Source organism: Streptococcus oralis SK610, from assembly GCF_000257455.1.
Classification (GTDB): domain Bacteria; phylum Bacillota; class Bacilli; order Lactobacillales; family Streptococcaceae; genus Streptococcus; species Streptococcus oralis_CB.
On sequence record NZ_AJKQ01000018.1, the window covers coordinates 1 to 639 of the forward strand.

At 32.9% G+C, this 639-nt stretch carries 1 protein-coding gene; it reads right to left on the reverse strand.

The genetic code is table 11. The features are described 5' to 3' along the window. Window positions 1–9: 9 nt before the first annotated feature. Window positions 10–639: DUF443 domain-containing protein (locus HMPREF1115_RS07090; RefSeq protein WP_000968447.1), on the reverse strand; the 630-nt coding region annotated here is incomplete at its 5' end.

The following is a 639-nucleotide window of genomic DNA, read 5'->3' on the forward strand; positions in this document are numbered from 1 at the left end:
TCATTTATTCTATATTTTCTCAATCTTTTCAACCTCAATTTGACCATGCTTGTATGGATGAGCGATTGGAAAACTTCCTAGAGTAAACATGAAAAAGAATAACGATATGATTCCATTGATTACCAAAAAAGCCCCTTCTGTTCCATTATTCAAACCAAGAAAGAAAAGTAAACAAAGGGCAATTGCTCCAACCAAAGGATATACTCCTCCGTTACTTTTTTTAATAGTTGTAAAGGTCACTGTGTATTTATTGCTGTTTTGAGGAATCCATTTATCTGCTTTATTATGGGATAACTTTAATGAAATCAGAATTGCAAAATAAGAAATCAGCATAGAAATTGCAAAGAGTAATAACTTTAATAATATTTGCTCGCTAATATTATTGTGAATAAAAAATTTTTTCAGCGCATCATAGCTAACCTTGACGATTGGTTGAACGATAATGGCTCCCATTGTTGCACTTACAGGTCTGCTAGGTTTAATTTCGAATTGGTTATTATTCTTTTCAATCTCCACCATGTCCACTGTAATCGTATCTGTTTTTATTCCCCAGTAATAGCTCTTGGGGCTTATAGTACTTGTATCCATGACATACTTCTTCGATTCTTGTTCTATCTGAACAATTTGAAAGCACATCAT